Origin of the sequence: Alloacidobacterium dinghuense (genome assembly GCF_014274465.1) — a bacterium.
In the GTDB taxonomy this organism is placed as follows: domain Bacteria; phylum Acidobacteriota; class Terriglobia; order Terriglobales; family Acidobacteriaceae; genus Alloacidobacterium; species Alloacidobacterium dinghuense.
Window position 1 is genome coordinate 2382060 of record NZ_CP060394.1, and the last position, 14662, is coordinate 2396721.

General features: G+C 55.6%; 16 protein-coding genes. 2 read left to right on the top strand and 14 right to left on the bottom strand.

The window, feature by feature from the left end; all coding sequences use genetic code 11:
• Positions 1 to 14: 14 nt before the first annotated feature.
• Positions 15 to 1844, bottom strand: coding sequence for a sodium:solute symporter family protein (locus H7849_RS09660; RefSeq protein ID WP_222439786.1), 1830 nt, complete (start codon positions 1842 to 1844; stop codon positions 15 to 17).
• Positions 1845 to 2083: 239 nt separating this feature from the next.
• On the bottom strand, positions 2084 to 4171 hold the full coding sequence (locus tag H7849_RS09665) for a S9 family peptidase (RefSeq protein ID WP_186746047.1): 2088 nt from the start codon (positions 4169 to 4171) through the stop codon (positions 2084 to 2086).
• A 209-nt stretch (positions 4172 to 4380) separates the two neighbouring features.
• Here H7849_RS09665 and H7849_RS09670 point away from each other — a divergent pair, with 209 nt between their 5' ends.
• Positions 4381 to 5385 (top strand): UDP-glucuronic acid decarboxylase family protein, encoded by a 1005-nt coding sequence (locus H7849_RS09670; protein ID WP_432756531.1) that lies wholly within the window; start codon positions 4381 to 4383, stop codon positions 5383 to 5385.
• A 96-nt stretch (positions 5386 to 5481) separates the two neighbouring features.
• The gene (locus tag H7849_RS09675) at positions 5482 to 5898 is read left to right on the top strand and encodes a response regulator (protein ID WP_186746050.1); all 417 of its coding nucleotides are present in this window, start codon (positions 5482 to 5484) and stop codon (positions 5896 to 5898) included.
• A gap of 421 nt (positions 5899 to 6319) precedes the next feature.
• Here H7849_RS09675 and H7849_RS09680 read toward each other — a convergent pair whose 3' ends face one another.
• The 12 genes from H7849_RS09680 to H7849_RS09735 form a co-directional block, all read right to left on the bottom strand.
• Complete coding sequence (locus H7849_RS09680) at positions 6320 to 7222, bottom strand: flagellin N-terminal helical domain-containing protein (RefSeq protein ID WP_186746052.1); 903 nt, start codon at positions 7220 to 7222, stop codon at positions 6320 to 6322.
• Positions 7223 to 7232: 10 nt separating this feature from the next.
• Entirely contained in the window at positions 7233 to 8645 is a 1413-nt protein-coding gene (gene flgK / locus H7849_RS09685; RefSeq protein ID WP_186746054.1) for a flagellar hook-associated protein FlgK, read from the bottom strand.
• A gap of 29 nt (positions 8646 to 8674) precedes the next feature.
• Positions 8675 to 8947 (bottom strand): hypothetical protein, encoded by a 273-nt coding sequence (locus tag H7849_RS09690; protein WP_186746056.1) that lies wholly within the window; start codon positions 8945 to 8947, stop codon positions 8675 to 8677.
• 9 nt (positions 8948 to 8956) lie between these two features.
• Positions 8957 to 9250 (bottom strand): flagellar biosynthesis anti-sigma factor FlgM, encoded by a 294-nt coding sequence (gene flgM, locus H7849_RS09695; RefSeq protein WP_186746058.1) that lies wholly within the window; start codon positions 9248 to 9250, stop codon positions 8957 to 8959.
• Positions 9251 to 9331: 81 nt separating this feature from the next.
• Positions 9332 to 9667, bottom strand: a complete 336-nt coding sequence (locus H7849_RS09700; RefSeq protein WP_186746060.1) for a hypothetical protein — start codon at positions 9665 to 9667, stop codon at positions 9332 to 9334.
• A complete protein-coding gene (locus H7849_RS09705; protein ID WP_186746062.1) occupies positions 9664 to 10803 on the bottom strand; it encodes a flagellar basal body P-ring protein FlgI in 1140 nt (379 codons plus the stop codon). Before H7849_RS09705 ends, H7849_RS09700 begins: the two co-directional genes overlap by 4 nt.
• A 10-nt stretch (positions 10804 to 10813) precedes the next feature.
• Positions 10814 to 11539: a flagellar basal body L-ring protein FlgH gene (locus H7849_RS09710; protein ID WP_186747370.1), complete on the bottom strand. Its 726-nt coding sequence runs from the start codon at positions 11537 to 11539 to the stop codon at positions 10814 to 10816.
• 2 nt (positions 11540 to 11541) lie between these two features.
• Positions 11542 to 12030, bottom strand: a complete 489-nt coding sequence (locus tag H7849_RS09715) for a flagella basal body P-ring formation protein FlgA (RefSeq protein ID WP_186746064.1) — start codon at positions 12028 to 12030, stop codon at positions 11542 to 11544.
• Positions 12031 to 12036: 6 nt separating this feature from the next.
• Complete coding sequence (gene flgG, locus H7849_RS09720) at positions 12037 to 12825, bottom strand: flagellar basal-body rod protein FlgG (protein ID WP_186746066.1); 789 nt, start codon at positions 12823 to 12825, stop codon at positions 12037 to 12039.
• A gap of 30 nt (positions 12826 to 12855) precedes the next feature.
• The gene (locus H7849_RS09725) at positions 12856 to 13587 is read right to left on the bottom strand and encodes a flagellar hook-basal body protein (protein ID WP_186746068.1); all 732 of its coding nucleotides are present in this window, start codon (positions 13585 to 13587) and stop codon (positions 12856 to 12858) included.
• Positions 13588 to 13690: 103 nt separating this feature from the next.
• Positions 13691 to 14176, bottom strand: coding sequence for a chemotaxis protein CheX (locus H7849_RS09730; protein ID WP_186746070.1), 486 nt, complete (start codon positions 14174 to 14176; stop codon positions 13691 to 13693).
• Between the two features lie 40 nt (positions 14177 to 14216).
• Positions 14217 to 14600: a response regulator gene (locus H7849_RS09735; protein ID WP_186746071.1), complete on the bottom strand. Its 384-nt coding sequence runs from the start codon at positions 14598 to 14600 to the stop codon at positions 14217 to 14219.
• Positions 14601 to 14662 lie beyond the last annotated feature (62 nt).

A 14662-nucleotide genomic window follows, 5' to 3' on the forward strand; every position in this document is an offset into this window, starting at 1 on the left:
TGTTCGCTCCTCGGCTAGCGGAAGATCAGATTCAATGCGACAAGCAATACGATCAGCCCCAAGGCAATCACCTTGGGACGCGCATACCACGCCATGTGGTGCTCTACCGGTTTGGGCGTAAGCGAATACACCAGCCCTACCAGCTCATTCTCAGGACGCGGCTTGGTCATCAGGCTGATGACCGCGGTGAGAATGAAGTTCGTGGAAAATGCCCAGATTGCCGTCCAGAAATTTTGCGCCATTTCACTGGGATAGGAGTGGACCACGGCAATCCACCCACCATGGATGCCTGGATGGGCATCAGCGGGCAGAGTCAGCCCGTGATGGAGAATGGCCGCTACTGTGCCACTCACGAGACCTGTAAATGCTGCATGCCCTGTGGTTCGCTTCCAGAACATGCCCAGCAGGAATGTTGCGAAGAGTGGCGCATTCACGAAAGAAAAGACAAGCTGCAGCGTGTCCATGATGTTGTTGAACGACGTTGCGGCGTAGGCCGTTGCCATCGATAACAGAATGCCGCCGACAGTTGCCCACCGCCCCATCTTCAGGTAGTGAGAATCGCTGGCGTTCTTATGGATGTAGGACTGATAGAGATCGTAGGTCCAGACTGTGTTGAAGGCCGTCACGTTGCCTGCCATTCCGGACATAAAGCTTGCAAGCAGCGCGGTCAGGCCGAGTCCTAGAATGCCGGTTGGGAAGTAGTGCAGAAGCATGTTTGGGATGGCGAGATCATAGTCGAGCAACGGTTGGCCTTGCTCATCGGTCATCACCTTTCCCGTAACCGGATTCACTTTAGCGGGAATCAGACCCCGGTTGTATTTCGTCGGATCGGAAAGGTCATTTGCCGGTGCCGGTGCCGGCGCTCTCAGTGATGGCGCGGATTGCATCATTGCGTGTTGCGTTAGAGTCGGCGTTGCGATGGCGATCAATCCGGGCAAAATGACGAGGAATGGAAAGAACATCTTCGGGACGGCAGCGATGAGCGGGACGCGCCGTGCTGACTCTTCTGAATCCGATGCCATCGCTGTTTGGATCACGAGGAAGTCGGTACACCAGTAGCCAAAGGAAAGCACGAACGCCAGCCCCATGGAGAGCCCGAACCATTCCACGCCCAAAGGATTTGTATGTGGGTTGGTCATTCCACGCCAGGAATGGGTATAGGCAACGGGCAATGCGGCCTTTAGTCCGCTCCATCCCCCAACATTCTTCAGGCCAACCCAGACCAGCGGCAGGAATCCGGCGACGATGAGAAAGAATTGCAAAACCTCGTTGTAGATGGCGCTGGTAAGGCCGCCGAGGAAGATATAGCCAAGGACGATGACAGCGGAAATGATGATCGCGAAGTGAAAGATCCAGCCAAGTGGCAGGTTGAACTTCAGGAAGACCGAGTCGAAGACATGCAGCGTCTGAATGAGCCGCGCCATGGCATACATCGAGATGCCGGAAGAAAACACCGTCATCACAGCGAAGGAGCAGGCGTTGTAAGCTCGGGTCTTTTCGTCGAAGCGCAGACGGAGAAACTCGGGAACGGATCGCGCCTTCGACCCGTAATAGAACGGCATCATGAAGACGCCAACGAAGATCATCGCGGGAATGGCGCCGATCCAATAGAAATGGCTGGTGGCAATGCCATACTTCGCACCCGACGCACCCATGCCAATCACTTCCTGCGCGCCGAGATTGGCCGAGATGAAAGCGAGTCCGCAGATCCATGCCGGTAAGGAGCGGCCTGCCTGGAAAAAATCTTTGCTAGTCCGCATGAATCGCTTAAGCGCAAAACCAATGCCAAGCACAAAAGCGAAATACAGCAGCATGATGAGCCAGTCGATAAATGTCAGGTCCACGTAGCTTGACTACATTCCTTCCCTGAAAAGTGGACCTCGCTGCGCCACGATATATGCAAAATTTGGTTCAAGAAAGTGAGTTTTTTGAAGACGCGCAGCTAAAGTCTCTACCGCAATGTACGCGCTTTCATTGGGAACGTCTAGAGAAGAAGTGGCGCTTTCAGGCCGAAAAACTGTTGTCTACAGAGCGGGAAACGGAGTTCGACAGCGAGGATCAAGATGATCCCCCATCGATGTTTCTATTTCAAATGTTTCGCGAAGAATTCGGCGCTGGCAGAATATGCGGCAAGCCAGTCTCGGTGGAGCAAGAAATCATGGATTTCGTCGGGAAAGATGAGTTCGTCAATTTCGACCTTCTGTTTGCGCAAAGCTTCGGCAAGCTGAACCGTTTGGGCAAAAACAACGTTCCGATCATCGTCGCCTTGAATAAGCAGGACGGGCGAACGCCAGGTGTTTACGGACGAAAGCGGAGATGACAACCATGCAGTTCGGGCGCCCTGGGGATCAGCGGCAGGATCGTAGGCCGGAAGCCAGTTGCCCAATTCCAAATTCCAGTCGTGAACCCCGTGCATGTCGACTCCGGCAGCGAACATGTCTGACGCGCGCGCCAACGCCAATGCGGTGAGATAGCCGCCATAGCTACCTCCCCACACGCCGATGTGGGCCGCATCGACATCGGATCGCCCGCGCAGATATAGTCCTGCTCCAAGCACGTCGTTAAATTCGCTGGCTCCGGTGGCGCCGTAGTTCAAGGCTTCGCGGAATTCCTCGCCGTAGCCAATGCCGCTACGGTAGTTCACTGACAATACGATGTATCCCAGACTGGCTAGATATTGGTTCATTCCGTAGGCGTTGGAGTAGTACTCCATCGGGTGCCAGCCGAGAAACATCTGGCGTCTTGATCCGCCATGGAAAAAGACAATCGCTGGATGACGGCGACCATCCTGCGTGCTCTTCGAGAGGAATAGCTGTCCATGAATACGGAATCCGTCTGCAGAAGAAAAAATGACCTGTTGAGGCACGACAAAACTTGCCGCCGGAAACTTTGCCTGCGGCGCGAGGTCTTCGAGATCGCCATTTACGCCGACGATGGCTGGCCGGATCGGCACACGCGCATCGGAACGCAATACGGCGATCGATTCGCCATCGCCGGACACAACTGGCGCCGTCTCAATTCCCTCTCCGTGCGTTATTTCAGAAACATGCCCGCTCGCCGAATCGAGCTTCCAGATATGTCTGCGATCGATGTCGTCCTGATTGGAAGAGTAGATGATGCTTTTGCCGTCACGGCTTCCAGCGACCCTGTCTACTTCGAAGTCACCGGGCGTCAACAACTCCGCCGTTTCGCGATTCGGGCTGACCGAATAGAGATGTAGCCAGCCATCCGCTTCCCAGGGAAAAATGATGGCCCCGGCACTCGTCCAATGAAGCTGACTTTGTCCCTGCGCTTCATGAAAAACGCTGCCTCTTCCTTCATTGGCCCTCCATATCTCATGGCCCTTCCCGCTCTCGGCTTCTACGACTCGAATCGACCATGGCAAACCCGTCCGTTTGGGACCGAAGAGCGCCTCATGCTTGCTGTATGGAACCCGGACAAAGGCAATATTCTTTCCGTCGAGCGACCAGGCTGGAGACCCATCGTGATCTGTGCCGGGATCGAGGTAACGCAGGCTCTTCGTCTCAGGCGTGTACAGGCCGATGAAGCTATGGTCGCCGCGATCGCTAACGAATGCCAGCGCCTTTCCATTCGGCGACCAGAGTAGCGATGATAGAGTGCCACGGGTATGCATGAGTTGCTCTGGCTTTGCATTCGGATCCTTCAGCGACATCTCCCATATTTGACCCTTGAGAAGATAGGCAATCTCGTCTCCAACTGGAGAGACTGCGGGAGCCATGCCTGTTGCGAGTTTTCGCGGCTCTCCGCCATGCACGGAGACAACCCAGATCTCCTGGTTGACTCCATCAGAAAGAAGATCGGGATTGGGGGCTGGCCGCTCTGGGAATTCAAAGTCTCCGCCACGCACGTAGACGAGGGATTGGCCATCCGGCGTCCACGCGATATTCCCGATTTCAATGCCATCGTCTTCGGAATACTTAGTCAGCTGTTGAGAACTGTACGTTTTTCCGTCGGCATTTCTGGTTGCCGCCCACAGATTTCGCCGACCCTGCAGATTTGTTACCCAGGCAAAAGTGCCACCTATTGGTGCGGCCGTCAGTTCAGAGTTGAATGGCGCACTTAACGCCTGATCAAGCGTGAAGCTCTGCCCTAATAGAAAAGTCGATGCCAAACATAAAGACCAGAGAAATAACCCGCGCGCGAAATTCATCCTCAATAGCTTCCTCTAAAGATTCCGAATCATATCATCGCGCATGTTCCCGCCTCAGGAAGTGGACAAGAGACCTCCCGAGACCATGTCAGAGACTTTTAGGGAGCGGTTCATCTCCACACCGCATGATTTACGATAAGACTCGAGATCAGGTAAAGCGCAGACATTCACCAAGCGCCTTCTTCATTTACCTCTATCGAGATTTGAGATTGACTACACGAGTTCTCATCACTGGCGCAGCGGGATTTCTAGGTTCGCATCTGACGGATGCGCTTCTAGCCGAAGGATGTTCTGTCGTCGGCGTCGACAATCTATGCACCGGCTCCCTTGAAAACCTTAAGCATCTTCAATCCGAGTCACGGTTTGAATTTCAGGAACACGACATCTGCTTTCCATTCGATTTCGGGAAGGTAGACTACGTCTTCAACTTCGCCTCTCCAGCCAGCCCTGAAGATTACGGACGATTGGGCATTGAGACCCTTGAAGTTGGCTCTTCGGGCACCCGAAACGTCTTGGAACTTGCACACAAGTATCAGGCAAAGTTTCTGCACGCATCCACTTCCGAGTGTTACGGCGATCCGACTGTGCACCCGCAAACGGAAGACTACTGGGGCAATGTAAACCCGATAGGTCCGCGATCGGTTTACGATGAAGCCAAGCGCTTTTCCGAGGCGTTGGTCATGGCTTACCATCGATATCGGAAGGTCGATACCAGGCTCGCTCGCATCTTCAATACCTACGGTCCCCGTTTGCAGGCGAACGACGGCCGGGTGATATCGAACTTTATGATGCAGGCTCTTCAGGGGCAGGACCTGACCGTCTACGGGACAGGCAGCCAGACGCGAAGTTTTTGCTACGTCAGCGATGAGGTGGATGGCTTTCTTCGCTTGTCGCGTTCCCCGGAGCACTTTCCGGTCAACATTGGGAACCCGAATGAATGGACCATACTCGACTGTGCCCAGGCGGTGCTGCGAGTCACCGGATCTAGGAGCAGGATCGTTTTCCACTCTCTACCGGTGGACGACCCGGCACAGCGCCAGCCCGACATAGCCCGCGCCCGGCAACTGCTGGGCTGGGAGCCGAAAATCGACCTGGAAACTGGACTGAGGCTGAGCCTTGAGTATTTTCGGTCGAGCCTCGTCCCTCAACCTCAAACTCAAACTCAAACTCAAACTCAACCAGAGGATGCTGAATCTGCGTTGAACCAGGGCTGAAGTCAGGGTTTTGCTTGAGGAAAGCGAGGTTAAATTCACGCGAAGAAGCATTATCGGGGTCAGGACAACCCTTGCCAGAGACATCGCATCTGAGTTATGACTGAGTTTCCCGAATATGCGGTGAAAATGGCTTTTACGGTTCTGCTTGTCGATGACAATCCGGTGCAGGCCACCACGCGACAGGCGATATTAACCTATGCCGGGAATCAGGTGTCGATTGCCACGAGCGCAAGCCACGCGCTGCACTTACTTGATGATCCGGAATTTGCCGGAAATGTCGATTTGGTGATCACCGATCATCTCATGCCGAAGATGAACGGACCACAGTTTGTGGCAACCCTTCGCCAGCGGTTTCCTACCCTCCCTGTTCTCGTCCTGAGTGGCCTGCCGGATGCAGATATGGAGTACGCCGGTATGACGATTCTCTATCGCTCCAAGCCGATTGCCCCCGACGAGTTGATCAGGTTGACGCAATCGCTCTGGGGAAAGAATAGCCTAGGCAGAACCGCCTAGGCGCATTCCCTTCTTCTCCTTTCCAGTACAGCGCCTGGTTTTGACTCCATCCTGGTGACAGATTTGGAGATTTGTCACGATTGATGATGTAATTTCTTTAGTACATGACATTCGTTTGAATCGAACGAAATCTTGCGCATTTGGAAAGTTCAGAGTATTTTCACTCCAACTACTGCCGGGAGTTCTTAGAAACCAAGGAATGAATAAGAGTAATCGTCGCTGCCCCAACTGCGCCGATGCTGAGATGATCCGCATCCAACGTCGTGGTTTTCTGCAGGAGCGGGTTTATTCGAGGCTGGGTCTTTACCCTTGGGAATGCCCCTTCTGCCGTGAGATTTTCCTGCTTAAGAGTCGCGGACGCAGCTATCGCAGATCGTCCCCTAACCCCAAAGGAAACAAATAAGGTCTGCTGGATTGAGGCTTATAAGAGGCTGAATAAGCCTCCATTGTTCTTTTCCAGAATGTTTACGACCTGAGTCAAAGCCGCCTGCTGCGTCTCGGCCGTGCTCAGTTGCGTGGATACCTGCGCTACGTCCGCCTGCATGAGATTCGTCTGAGCCGAGGTGATCTGTGTACCCTGCGCTTGAGTGTAAGTCTGCGCCGCCTGCAGCTGCGTGATCGAGTTATCCATGACAACACGCTGCTGACTTACATAGTTCAATGCCGAGTTGAGGGATGTTGTATCTGCGATCGAGCCAGCCGAAGCAGTGCCGGTAGAAAAATCGGCGACAAGATTGTTCAGCGTCTGCAGGACATTGTTCGTGGGATCGCTGAAAATCTGGCTGCCGGGAAGATTGGTCTGAATCTTCTGTCCGTTTGGCGTCGTAACGTACGACGTAACCGCGTCTCCGTTATACGTGACTGTGCTGGGCGTGACGGCAGAATTCAAGGTGTATGGTGTCGTGCTGCCCTGGCTCCCGGAGAAAAGATATTGATTCATATAGGTCGTGTTCGCCAGGGAGAGGACTTCATCCCGGATTCCGGAAAGCTCGGTGGAGATAGACTGCAGGTCACTTGCGTTCAGGGTACCGTTGTTCCCCTCGGTGGCCAGAGAGAGCGCCTTTGTGAGTTGCGAAATCACGCTTCCTAAAGTAGAGTCGGTCACCTGCAGCATGCCCACAGTCGAGCTCTCGGTCTGAGAAAAGCTGTCGTCGAGATTGAGTTGCGAGCTGAGCAGAACATTTTCGCCTGCGGCCACCGGATCGTCGCTCAGCGAATTGACTCGGCTTCCGCTGGAGATCTCGCTTGTGAGGTGCTGCTCAAGCGCTGAAGTCTGGTCGAGTGAAGCCACAGCGCTGTTCAGATAAAAGGGATCGAATCTCATCGTTCAGTCCTTAAGCGACGGTAGTTTCCACGCCAAGATTGATGGCCGAGGCCATGACCGTATCAAGAATTGTGAATACCTTGGATGCAGCCTGATAAGCCTGTTGCAGGTTTTCAAGGGCTGCGGCTTGATCATTCAGGTTTACTGCGGAAAGCGAGTCCCGCTGCGTCTGCAACTGCGTCAAAGAGGCCTGCTGTGCGGTGTTCTCAGTAGACACCTCAGAGACGAGGCTGCCGAGAGCCGAAACAAAGCTCGAGTAGTAACCCGATGGCGTGGCGCCGCCGATAATCGTTTGATTCTGCAGCTGGAGCATGCCTTCGAGGTTGGTGTCGTCCGATGAGCCGTTGCCCGCTGCGGCGGCTGCAATCTTCGCCGGATCGGTGATCGCGACCGAAATCGAGCTTGCTGCGCCCGCCGCTGTTCCGGGCAGATTAAAGATTGGGCCTCCAGGATTGCCGTTGGCATCTGACCCAAGCGCATTCTGATTGTTTACCGCCGTGCCCAGGTCGAATGCCAACGTATCGAGGGTGCTCTGCATCTGGGGAATATCCTGATCGCGGACGGTCAGAATACCGCCTAGCTGGCCGCCCCCGCTCGCCAGTGCGGTGCTGATGTCATTCCCCTGATAGTCGGAGATATGCGTTACGCCTCCCGACACTGAGGTGTTCAAGGAAAATGCCTGCCCCTTTGAGACCAGCGGAGCGCCGCTTGAGGTCGTAATGGTCAGGCTATTGTCTTCTGTCGTAACCTCGTGGATCCCGACGAGTTGCGAGAGCTGCTCAATGTCATACTGCCGGTGATCTTCAAGCTGTCCAGCGTCGCTCGTTCCAGAGGTCTGTGAAATCTGGCTGTTCAGCTGGGCAATTGCCTGCGTCAGCGAATTCACCTGTATCACGATTGTTGCGCCCTGCTGGTCGAGCGAGCCCTGTTCCGCTGTCAACTGTGACGACGCCGACTGAAAGGAGTTCGCCAGGGTCGTCGCTGCATTCAGCACCGACTGGCGCAGTGAAGTGTCAGCCGGATTCGACTGCAACTGCGACAGGGCGCTGAAGAAACCGGAGATACTGGTGCCGATGTCGAGCGATGACGTGGAAGGGGATGCCGAGGTCGCCGAACTAAAGATATTCTCGATTCCCTCCAGAGCCGTCTGCCGCGCGTCGCTTCCCTGTTGCAGCTGCATCTGCTGCTGAATGCGCTGCTCTAAGACGAGATCGCGCTGCGAGGACGGGCCGGTCATGGTTACGCCTTGGCCATAGCTGGTACCGCCGATTGTGACCGGGTCGTTTGCCTGCCACTCCGGCACCTGGTTTGTGTAACCGGGCGTATTGGCATTCGAGGTATTGTTGGCGATGATGTTAATCGCAGCCTGGTCTGCATCCAGAGCCCCCGTCGCAATACTCAATGCAGTATTCAAAGTTGCCATGGTGGTGGCCTTTCCTATGGGTAATGGTGCTAAGAGTTGCGGCCTCGACCTCGGCCATAGCGAAAACTGTTTTCCTCGCCGCGAAGCAACCGCAGATTCCGCGCCGTCAGTTCGAGCACTTTCTCAAATGCCGCCTGCTGCGTGAGCGCTCGGCTGAATTCTTCCTGAGAATCCGGCATCTCCGCGCAGTTACAATCGGTCAGTACTTGCGTCAACGATGTTGTGTCTGTCCTGGCCAGCGCATCGATGGCTCGATCCAGAAGGCTTGTAACTGAGAATGACGAACCCGAGACGGATGACATAGAAATGCGCTATTCACCCTTCATCTGGCCAATGAGTTTATCGGCAACATATCCCGGGTTCACTTGATAGCTGCCGCTGGCAAGCGCCTGCTGTATCGCCGCAACCTTGTCCATGCGCACGTCGGGTATGGACATGGCTTGATGCGCCAGACTAGCTGCTGTGCTGACCTCGGTGCGATCCTGAATGCCACTCGCAGGCGCCGAGAGAGACGCCTGCTGCTGGGTTTGCGTAGCAGAAACTGGAGATGCTTTCGACACTCCCAGCGCTTCCGGTAACCCATGCAGTCCATCATTGATGTTCATAGCGGTTCTTTCCTCAATCCAAGTATCGGCGGGAGAGCAGCAAACTTTAGTAACTTTGCTCCCTGATTTCTTAGAAATTTTTCAGAAATGAACTCCGCTGCTTCCGGCGCCGGGATGCGCCGCATTCGTTGCCCCCTGGAAGTGATCGAGAATCTTCTTCGCTATGCCAAAGCCGCCATGTTCCGAGATTGCCTTGGCCATTGCTTCCGCCCCGAAGCTCATCAGCGCCTCGGCGCTTCCGTTGGTGTCATCGTCGTCCTTGCTTCCCTTCTCGGCAAAGAGGCTATCGTGTTGCAATGGCTTGAGAAACTCCTTCATCAGGCTGGCCTCAAACTCGTGCGCCGCCGATCGAAGCTTCGGATTCTGCTGGGTTGTTTCCGCTGCCGGAGCCAGTCCGGAAAGGGATACGCTGCTCATAGGACCTCCAACTCGGCTTCGAGTGCGCCGGCTTCTTTCATGGCCTGAAGGATGGAAATGATATCGCGGGCTGTAGCTCCGATCTGTTGCAGGTTCTCAACCAGCGTGTCGACCGTCGCTCCCTGTCTCAATTCGATACGGTTTGCCGGCTGCTCTTGCGCCTGCACCGTGGTCTGCGGCACTACCTGGGTCGTTCCCTGACCGAAGGGATTCGGCTGCGAGACCTGGTACTCGGTGACGACATTGACGGAAAGGCCACCGTGCAGGATGGAAACCGGCTGCAGGCGCACATCGCCTCCAATCACCACCGTTCCCGTGCGCTCATTCACGACCACCTTGGCGCGCGGATAGGTTTCTACTTCTACCGTCTCCACCTGCGCCAGAAAGGCTGGAATATCGTCCGTGGGCTCAACTTGAAGCGTAATCCGCCGGCTATCTACAGCACGCGCCACAGGTCGCGCCATCTCTTTGTTGATGGCGGCGGCCATTAACTCCGCTGTGCGGAAGTCGGCGTCGTTCAGGAGTAGCGAAAGCGAACGCATTTTTGTCAGATCGAGTTGCACCGCGCGCTCCACCATTGCTCCATCGGGCACACGCGCCGTGGTTGGATGGTTGTACTGCTTCAGATTCCCATTGCTGGCCACCGCGTAGCCGCCAAGAACGAGAGGTCCTTGTGCTTCCGCATAAATCTGCCCATCCGCCCCGTAAAGGGGCGTCAAAAGCAGCAGTCCTCCTTCCAGGCTGCGCGCATCGCCGGCAGAAGAGACGGTAATATCGAGCTTATTGCCCGGACGCGCAAAGGCAGGCAGGGTCGCCGAGATAAAAACCGACGCCATATTCTGGGTGCGCATTGTCGAGAGCTGCGGAGACTGCTGCAGGTTCACTCCCATACGCTCGAGCGTCGAAATCAGCGTCTGCATGGGGAAGACGGTTTGCTGGCTGTCTCCTGTGCCGCGCAGACCGACGACAATTCCGTAACCGATAAGCTGGTTATCGCGGACGCCTTCTACCGTGGCCACGTCTTTCACGCGAGCAAGCTTTGCCCGCTGGGTTCCCGTTGATACCGAAGCCGCACCTGCGGATGCGAGGGCGACCATTGTAGCCAACAGCAAATAAAGATTTCTGCTCAAGCGCATCGAATGGCTCCTAGAAAACCAACAGTTTTTCGAGAAAGCGAACGACCGGATTCTGGCGGTAGGTGTAATCGTTGATGATGCCCTTGCCGACTACCTCTAACTCCAGGCTGGTGATCTGTGTTGAGAGCACCTGATTCTGCGGGCTGACGTCCTCGGGCCGCACCAGGCCACGCAGTTTGATCAGCTGTGTCTGCTGATTGAAGGTGAGTTGACGTACCGCCTGAATGACCAACATCCCGTTCGGCAGCGCATCGATCACCTCGCCGCCAACGATCGTGCTCAGGCTGGAGTTCGTCACGCTCTGCCCTTGGGCATTCAGGCCAGAAGCCGAGGTCTGGTTCAAAAGATTGTTCAGCGCGTTCCCGGCGGATAACTTGCCAAAGAGCGCCGAAATCTGCGAGCTTGCGTTTGAAGCCCGCGAATTTTTCACCGTGCCGTCAGTCGACGCGGCCAGGCTCTCGGAAACAACGATGGCGATCGGATCATGCACCCGCGACGCCTTCACGTCTGAAGAAAGACGGGCCAGACGGCCATCCGGTGTCCAGATGGCGCCCGGCGATCGGACTTCGGCAGCACTCTCGGCCTTGACGCGCGCGAGGTAGGCATCGAGCGCAATGTCGGGCGGCGTGGGCTTTGGAGCTTTCTCCTGCTTCTGGGCTGCAGCGCGAGCCGGGAATGGACTCAGCGGACAGAAAAAACACACTGACAGAAACAGAGGGATGCCGTATCGCTTCATCTTCACTGAGTCCACCCATCCAACGATTTGCTCTGCCATTTGTTGGAGGCGAACAACTCGACTGAGCCGGCACCCCGCACCTTGCCCTCAAGCACAACCCCTCGCGATCCTGTTCTGACGTGAATTGTTTGCCCTTCATTGCCGGCGTCGAGCGCCGTTCCCTCCAACTCAATGTTGCCGTCGGAAGTCTTCCGCCAAAGCTTAACTTTTGCGCCAGCAAGCACGAGCAGCGTCGCACGCTCTATTACTTTCGGCTTCAGCCCACTAGAGGCAAAGGGGAGCGATGTTTCCTGCCATGGCACTTCCTTGAGCGTCCAGGGCCGTTCCGGATGACTGCAATCGACAACGGCCGCCCATCTGCGATGCAACACTGGATCTGCGATGTAATGATCCGTGTGCGTGCCTTGGATTGTGCTGCAGACGGAGCCGAGCAGGTGTCGGCCACCGAGCAGCACAACCAGAAAATAAAGAACGATCGCGCATCTCTTCATCGCTCGCTACCGGGCCATGTTATTGACTTGGCTGTACATGTCGTCCGCGGCCCGGATCACCTTGGAATTGCTCTCATAGGCGCGCTGCGCTAACACCATTTGCACAAACTGAGTCACTACGTCGACATTGGAGTTTTCCAGATAGCCCTGCTGCAATGTGCCGAGACCCTGTGTGCCGCCGGGCACATCCAGCACCGGATCGCCGGAGGATAGCGTCGCACGGAAGAGGTTTGCTCCTACACTTTCCAGGCCCTCCGGATTGGCGAAGGTAGCGAGCTGGATCTGTCCGAGCTGTGACGGATTCTGCTGCCCCGGAAGCGTTGCATTGACGACGCCGTATTGCGTGATCGTCACCGAGGTGGCATTCGGCGGAATCGTGATGTTGGGGACGATTGGGTCGCCGTCGGTCGTCACAATCGTTCCCTGGTTGTTCAGGTGGAAGCTTCCGGCGCGCGTATATTCAATCGTTCCGTCGGGACGCGAGACCTGGAAAAATCCGTTCCCCTGGATGGCAAGGTCGTATGTGTTGCCCGTGTTATTCAAGTCGCCCTGCGTCATGATGACCTCAGTCGCAGCAGACTTGGTCCCCAGACCAACCTGCAATCCAGCCGAAACCGTCTGCTGGCTCTGCGCTGCGCCAGGCGTGACCAGATTTTGGTAGATCATGTCCTGAAACTGCAGCTGCCGCTGGCGAAAGCCGGAGGTGGACGAGTTCGCCAGATTGTTGGCAATGGTATCGAGGTTGAGTTGCTGCGCGCTCATGCCGCTTGCTGCCGTGTAGAGTGCCCGAATCATGCTTCTCTCCTGATCAGAAAAATGTTGTGTTTAGACTTTTGGCAGATCTTCACTCGCCGTTTTGTCGAATTCGCCGTGAAAAATGGATAGAGCCTTCTGCATCATCTCGGCCTGGCGCTGTACGAGAATGAGTTGCAGGGTTCCCTGAATCACATCCTGGTTGGAAGATTCCAGAGATCCTTGATGAACTGCTGCTGTGGTTAAGGTGGGCTTTGTTCCCGCTGTTATGGTGTAGCGGTTGGTTCCTTCCGGTACTAGGTCCTGCGATGGAAAATCGAAGAGTGCAACCTTGCCGGCGACCGCATTGGCTACAGAAACCGCTCCATCCATTCCAATCGTGATATCCCCAGTCGGAATTTGAATGGGCTTGTTCTGTGCGTTGAGAACAGGCTCGCCAGCCGCAGTCACCAGGGTACCGTCCGCAGCACGCCGGAAGGATCCGTCGCGCGTATAGCGAATGCCCTGCTTGGTTTGGATAGCGAAAAACCCCGCTCCCTCGATGGCGAGATCCAGGGGATTGCCGGTATGCGTCAGCGCGCCCTGTCCCAGATCCAGGCGATTTCCACCGAGAACGCCAAAGTCGTTGACGACCTTGTTGACCTGCGAATTGAGCGCGTCAGGCCCGACAATGGCATTGCGAAAGTATTCGCGTTCGGCACGAAACCCGCTGGTATTCGCGTTCGCCAGATTGCTGGCGGCCGAGTCCAGCGCCTCGGTGCGTGCGAGTAACCCGGAAAAGGCTGCGTAGTATCCGCTGTCCACCCTTGATCTCCTCTGCCGTAGATCAGTGCAAAAGAAAGACCGAAAAGAAGGGGCGAAGAAATTAGCAGTTTCTAAGCTTGTAGATCCGCAGATTTACAGAGAATTACTGAATGGATTCACAGATAATGCTGATGCTGAGCGTGTGTTCTTCAAAGCGGTAATTGCGATCGATGCGGAACTCCTGCTGCTGCATATGCAATTGGTAATTGGTCCCGGTGACCACAGCAGGGGTTGAAAGCACGCATCCGCCGGCAAGCACCGCGTGCTTCCCTTTCCAGGCTCCGGCAACCATATTGCACACCTCTCCGATCGCATCCTTGACCATCGCATCTAATTCCTGCGGACGCGTTCCTACCATGCATTCGGCCATGCGCAGCGACGTTTCAAGACCGCAGCGAAGCGTGCAGGCTCCGCTCATGGCTCCAGCCAGTCCGATCACTGCAGTAATCGTTTCGCTGCCGTCGGTCACACCTTTTTCGGCGGGTTGACAGGGCGCGCCCATCATCAGACGAAAAACCTCATCCACCGCATCATCCAGATGCAGGGCGTGTGCGCTCTCCTGTAGTAGTTCACGGGCAGGTGTCGCCATAATTTTCTCCAAAGTGATTTAAGCCAAGAGATGAATCAGACTATGCAAGGCCCAACAAAGGGAGCACCCGGTCCTTGACCTGTTCTGCGGTAAAAGGCTTGCGGATATAACCCTGCGCCCCGGCAACGATGGCTTCTTTCACATGCTCCTCGCTGCTTTCCGTCGTGATCATCACGACTGGAACGTCAGGCGCCAGCGCCTGCGAACGCAGCTGGCGGAGGAATTCGAGCCCATCCATCGTGGGCATGTTGATGTCGGAGAGAATCAGCTGGACGCGTTCGCTCTTTAACACATCGAGCGCCTCCACCCCGCTCGATGCTTCATGTACCTTGCTCAAAGGCAGTCCCGCCTGGCGCAAGGCCCGCTCGACGATCTTTCGCATCACCGAAGAGTCATCGACAATCAAGGCAGCAATTTCACTCATGAACTTTCCTCGCTCCCCTGCCCTTATCGGCACTTTCGTCGATCCCGCTAGCTCACGATGCT

What these genes read in the sequence shown, in the direction of transcription:
- H7849_RS09665 (WP_186746047.1), bottom strand. Translation starts at nt 4,171, where the DNA reads ATGAATTTCGCGCGCGGGTTATTTCTCTGGTCTTTATGTTTGGCATCG.
- H7849_RS09675 (WP_186746050.1), top strand. Translation starts at nt 5,482, where the DNA reads ATGACTGAGTTTCCCGAATATGCGGTGAAAATGGCTTTTACGGTTCTG.
- H7849_RS09680 (WP_186746052.1), bottom strand. Translation starts at nt 7,222, where the DNA reads ATGAGATTCGATCCCTTTTATCTGAACAGCGCTGTGGCTTCACTCGAC.
- flgK (WP_186746054.1), bottom strand. Translation starts at nt 8,645, where the DNA reads ATGGCAACTTTGAATACTGCATTGAGTATTGCGACGGGGGCTCTGGAT.
- H7849_RS09690 (WP_186746056.1), bottom strand. Translation starts at nt 8,947, where the DNA reads ATGTCATCCGTCTCGGGTTCGTCATTCTCAGTTACAAGCCTTCTGGAT.
- flgM (WP_186746058.1), bottom strand. Translation starts at nt 9,250, where the DNA reads ATGAACATCAATGATGGACTGCATGGGTTACCGGAAGCGCTGGGAGTG.
- H7849_RS09700 (WP_186746060.1), bottom strand. Translation starts at nt 9,667, where the DNA reads ATGAGCAGCGTATCCCTTTCCGGACTGGCTCCGGCAGCGGAAACAACC.
- H7849_RS09705 (WP_186746062.1), bottom strand. Translation starts at nt 10,803, where the DNA reads ATGCGCTTGAGCAGAAATCTTTATTTGCTGTTGGCTACAATGGTCGCC.
- H7849_RS09710 (WP_186747370.1), bottom strand. Translation starts at nt 11,539, where the DNA reads ATGAAGCGATACGGCATCCCTCTGTTTCTGTCAGTGTGTTTTTTCTGT.
- H7849_RS09715 (WP_186746064.1), bottom strand. Translation starts at nt 12,030, where the DNA reads ATGAAGAGATGCGCGATCGTTCTTTATTTTCTGGTTGTGCTGCTCGGT.
- flgG (WP_186746066.1), bottom strand. Translation starts at nt 12,825, where the DNA reads ATGATTCGGGCACTCTACACGGCAGCAAGCGGCATGAGCGCGCAGCAA.
- H7849_RS09730 (WP_186746070.1), bottom strand. Translation starts at nt 14,176, where the DNA reads ATGGCGACACCTGCCCGTGAACTACTACAGGAGAGCGCACACGCCCTG.
- H7849_RS09735 (WP_186746071.1), bottom strand. Translation starts at nt 14,600, where the DNA reads ATGAGTGAAATTGCTGCCTTGATTGTCGATGACTCTTCGGTGATGCGA.